The following is a 4,870-nucleotide window of genomic DNA, read 5'->3' as shown; positions in this document are numbered from 1 at the left end:
TTGCCTTCGCGTTTACGGCCGGTTATCGAAGGACCAATAAGTATGGTGGGGCGGTGCTTTATGGTATCGTCCTTGGCGTCTTGGTTTATGTCGTGACCGAGATGGCGGGACGCGCCGGGGGTGCCGGCGTGATGCATCCGGTCATCGCAGTTGCAGGGCCGGCAGTAGTGGCCATCGTCATCGGAGTGACGGTGCTGCTCAACAGGGAAGACGGGCGGACGTGAGCATGATGCGCCGCGACCGGGGGTTGGAGACACGCCTGCGCCAGTTTGGCGCCGTGCTTGTGCTCGCCCTGATGACCGCGTCGCCCGCTGCCGCGCAATTCCTGCCGGAAGGCTTTTTCGCTACCCTGCCTGAGCCCGGCGCGCCGGCCAAGGTCGAGGCCAACGTCCTCTCCTACGACAAGAGCAGCGACGTGATCAGCGCACAGGGCCGCGTGCTGATGCAGTACGAGGGCTATTCGATCGCCTGCGACGACCTGCGCTACGAACAGCAGACCGGCAACCTGAACTGCATCGGCAACGTGCAACTGGTCGATCCGGCGGGCACCAAATACACCGCCGAGACGATCGAGGTGACTGGCGGGATGAAGCAGGCCTTCATCGAGTCGCTGACCCTAACCACCACCGACGGCGCGCGGGTGACGGCCAGCGACGTCGCCTATTCCAGCACGCTGGAGACGGTGCTCAACCAGGCGACCTACACCCCGTGCGGGGAGTGCATCGACGCCAAGGGCAACCGCATCGGCTGGAAGGTAAAGGCCGCCAAACTGATCCAGAACGCCGAAACCAAGACGATCTATTTCGAGCAGCCTTCGCTCGAGGTGCTCGGCATTCCGGTGGCTTGGTTGCCCTGGCTGTCGCTGCCCGACCCGAGCGCCAAACAGAGCAACGGCTTTCTGCTGCCGAGCGTCAACTACAAGGCCGAGTATGGCGCCCGGATCACAGCGCCCTACTTCATCAATATCGGCGACGACACGCAGATTCTCCTCGCTCCCTCGCTGATGTCGCGCCAGGGTTTCCTGATGGCGGCCGAGTGGCAGCAGCAGTTCGACTATGGCTCGTTCACGATCAAGGCGTCGGGCATCTACCAGCTCGATCCGGGTGCGTTCTCGGGCATCGGCAACCGGGAATGGCGTGGCGCGATCCAGAGCTCGGGGCGCTTTCAACCGATTGCCGACTGGACGGTCGGCTGGTCGTACAGCGCCTTCACCGATGCGGCCTATTTTGACGACTATGACTTCAGCACCGCCAATTGGGTGACCAACGAGGTCTACGCTACCCACCTGAGCAGCGACTTCTATGCCGATGTGCGGCTGCAAGAGTTCCTGAAGCTCGGCCAGTATTCGAGCGAATTCTGGGCCGATATGGCGCAGAACCAGCAGGCGGCGACCCTGCCGAATGCTCGCGGCAACGGCTATTTCGACCTTGGCGACTGGGGTCAGGTGCGGGCCAATGGCAACCTGCTTGGGGTGTACCGGGCCGAGGACTCGCTGCAAACCTTTGGCGGCGTGCCCTATGTCTTTGGCTATGAAGGCAACAAGACCCATGCATCGGGCGAGTTGAGCTGGCAGAACCAGATCATTGCGCCGGGCGGTGTCGTGGTCACTCCGTATCTCGGTTTGCGGGCCGACGTCACCAACTACGACAGCGGAGCCGTGGGCTTCGACGATGGCCCCGGGGGCTATCCGACCGAGCCGGCCGATCAGTTCCTGTTCGCGGCGACGCCCATTGCTGCCGTCGATTTTCGCTGGCCGCTGTTTGCCGCCAACGGGCTCGATACGCACTTGCTCGAGCCGATCGCGCAACTGGTCTATCGCGGCAGCGACACCTCGCTGGTGGGCATCACCAACGACAACGCTCACAGCTTCGTGCTCGATGACACCAACCTGTTCTCATACGACCGGTTCAGCGGCACCGACCGCCAGGAAACCGGGCTGCGCGCCAATGTCGGGGCGCGCTACCTGGCGAATCTCTCGGGCGGCCAGTGGCTGGAGATCGTCGCCGGGCAGAGCTTCCACCTCGCCGGGGTCAACGCGTTTGCGGTCGACGATCCGGTCAATACCGGTCTCGGCAGCGGCATGAAGGACGATGCATCTTACGTCGTGCTCGGGGCGCGTGGCTCGCCCTATGCCGGGCTGACGTTGGGTGGCAAGATGCAGGTCGACCCCGATGGTCCGCGCGTGGCCCGTGCCGGGGTTGGCGGCAGCTATGCCTTCGGGCCCTATTCGGTGGGTGGCGACTACGTCTACCTGCCGGCGGACGCGAACACCGGCGTCACCGCGGACCAGCACGAAGTGACGGTAAGTGGCAGCACGCCGCTGCCCCTCGACTATTGGCGTGCCATTGGCAGCGTGTCGTGGGACGTGGCGGCGAGCGAATGGCTGGAAGCGCGCGGCGAGCTGATCTATGACGATGGCTTCTTCCTCGCGGGCGGCTTTGCGCAAGCCAACGGGGCAACGCACGAAACGCCGGACTCCGTGACGTTCGGCGTGCAGTTCAAGCTGAAGGCGCCCGGGGCGCAGTTCGATATTCTCAACTACTAGTCTGGTCGGCGCGATCGACCGGGAAACCGACTTCGGCCAACCGATTTTGGCCGTATTCTTCCAACATTGAGGTGGCCGAGCCGGGGGCGATCCGGCGGCCTTCCCAAGAACTGAAATGGTGACGACAATGCTCCGCCTCATCGCTGCAATGCTGATCGGCCTCACCCTTAGCGTCATGCCGGCTTTCGCCGCGACCAAGGTCACGGTGAATGGCGTGCCGATTTCGGATATCGAAATCGCGCAGCGCACCAAGCTGCTCGCGCTCGAAGGCGGCGGCGGCACCAAGAAGGCGACGGAGCAGTTGATCGACGAACAGCTGCAGATCCAGGAAGCCAAGCGGATGAACATCGTCATTTCCGACCAGCAGGTCGATGACGCATTCCAGCAGGTGGCGCGCAACATCAAGGTATCGACCGACAAGCTGAACCAGATCCTGCAGCAGGCCGGCGTCAGCAAGGACACCATGCGGGCCCGCCTGCGTGCCGCCATCGCCTGGAACCAGGTGAGCGGCATGGTGGTCGCCTCGCGCGTCAAGGTGTCGGACCTCGACCTCGAGAAGGCCGCCGAGGCCAAACTCGACCAGGCGTTGAGCTATGACTACATCCTCAAGGAAGTGCTGTTCATCAGCTCGACCGGCAATGCTTCGGCTCGCACCGGCCAGGCCAACCAGTACCGCAAAGCCTTCAAGGGCTGCGACAGCGCCGTCCAGGTGTCGCTGAACTTCACCGACGCCGCGGTACGCGACATGGGCCGCCGCCATGCTACCCAGCTGCCCGAGGCGCTGGCTGACGAACTCGCCAAGCTCAACGTCGGCGGCATTACCAAGCCGCGCGTGACGGAAACCGGCGTGTCGATGCTGGCGATCTGCGCCAAGAACGAAGCGCGTGACACCACCTTCCTCAAGAACAAGCTGCGCAACGAGCAGGGCGGCAAGCAGATGCAGGCGGAAGCCGAGAAGTTCAAGGCCGAGCTCCGGACCAAGGCCAAGATCGTCTACAACTAACGGACTCTTGCCGATCCCCCGGCAATCCTAAGGCAATTGGAGCCGGTTGGCTTAGCGAGTCCATGCTAGGGCACGAACTGACGCTGCCACAGGCTGCGCCAGTTCTGTTTGGACACGTGAGGATCCCTTGGCCGACACTCTCCCGCCGCTGGCCGTAAGCATGGGCGAACCTGCCGGGATCGGGCCGGACCTGATCCTGAGGCTGTTCGCCAACCGCGTCGAGCTGGGCCTGCCGCCGTTCATCGTCTACGGCCATATCGATTTCCTGCGCGCCCGCGCCGCTCGGCTGCACCTGCCGGTGGCGATGCTCGAGTGCACGCCGCTCGAGGCCGCCGCCCGGTTCGCCGAGGCGCTGCCGGTGGTGCATGTCGACGGTCTCGTGCCCGACAAGCCGGGGGACCCGACCGCGCTCTCGGGCAAGGTGGTGATCGAGGCAATCAGCCGCGCAGTGGACGACAGCCTCACCGGGGCCTGCCGCGCCATCGTTACGGGGCCGATCCACAAGGCAGCGCTCTACGCCGCCGGCTTCAAATACCCCGGCCATACCGAGTTCCTGGCGGCGCTGTGCGCCCAAGGGGGCGTGCCGCCCACCCCGGTGATGATGTTGGCGCACGAGGCGTTGCGGGTGATCCCCGCAACCATCCACGTACCGATCAGCGCGGTGCCGTCGCTGGTGACGTTCGAGCTGGTGGTGAATACCGGACGGATCGTGGCCCATAGCCTCAGGACCCGCTTCGACATCGCCGAGCCGCGCATCGGTTTTGCCGGGCTCAACCCGCATGCCAGCGAGGGCGGCAATATCGGCACCGAGGATTATGACATCGTCGGTCCCGCAATCTCGCAGCTGCAGCACGAAGGCATCCTCGCCGAGGGCCCGATGCCGGCGGACACGCTGTTCCATCTGCCGCACTGGCGGAAGTATGATGCGGTAATCGCGATGTACCACGACCAGGCGCTGATCCCGATCAAGACAGTGGCGTTCGACCAGGCGGTGAACGTTACGCTCGGCCTGCCGATCGTCCGCACCTCGCCCGACCACGGCACGGCATTCGGCCTTGCCGGGACGGGCAAGGGATCGGACGCGAGCTTTCTCAACGCGATCCGGCTGGCGGATGAGCTGACGGGTGGGGTGGTGCAGCAGGCGGCGGCACAGTAGGGGCGCCACAACTGCGAGAGACGGCCGCCTCAGTCGGCAGTCGGCAGTCGGCAGTCGGCAGTCGGCAGTCGGCAGTCGGCAGTCGGCAGTCGGCAGTCGGCAGTCGGCAGTCGGCAGTCGGCAGTCGGCAGTCGGCAGTCGGCAGTCGGCAGTCGGCAGTCGGCAG

The 4,870-nt window shown here is 64.7% G+C and carries 4 protein-coding genes; all 4 read left to right on the top strand.

The window, feature by feature from the left end; genetic code table 11:
- Nucleotides 1-224, top strand: a 224-nt coding sequence (locus VGV07_RS27345) for an LptF/LptG family permease (RefSeq protein ID WP_326871898.1), incomplete at its 5' end; no start/stop codon positions are given.
- Between the two features lie 2 nt (nt 225-226).
- Nucleotides 227-2,545: an LPS-assembly protein LptD gene (locus VGV07_RS27340; RefSeq protein WP_326871897.1), complete on the top strand. Its 2,319-nt coding sequence runs from the start codon at nt 227-229 to the stop codon at nt 2,543-2,545.
- Between the two features lie 127 nt (nt 2,546-2,672).
- Entirely contained in the window at nt 2,673-3,548 is an 876-nt protein-coding gene (locus VGV07_RS27335) for a SurA N-terminal domain-containing protein (protein ID WP_326871896.1), read from the top strand.
- A 127-nt stretch (nt 3,549-3,675) separates the two neighbouring features.
- A complete protein-coding gene (gene pdxA / locus VGV07_RS27330; protein WP_326871895.1) occupies nt 3,676-4,704 on the top strand; it encodes a 4-hydroxythreonine-4-phosphate dehydrogenase PdxA in 1,029 nt (342 codons plus the stop codon).
- Nucleotides 4,705-4,870 lie beyond the last annotated feature (166 nt).

The sequence above is a fragment of the Devosia sp. genome, assembly GCF_035944845.1.
GTDB lineage: Bacteria > Pseudomonadota > Alphaproteobacteria > Rhizobiales > Devosiaceae > Devosia_A.
Note: the sequence above shows the minus strand (reverse complement) of the source record. Positions and strands in the feature narration are given on the sequence as shown.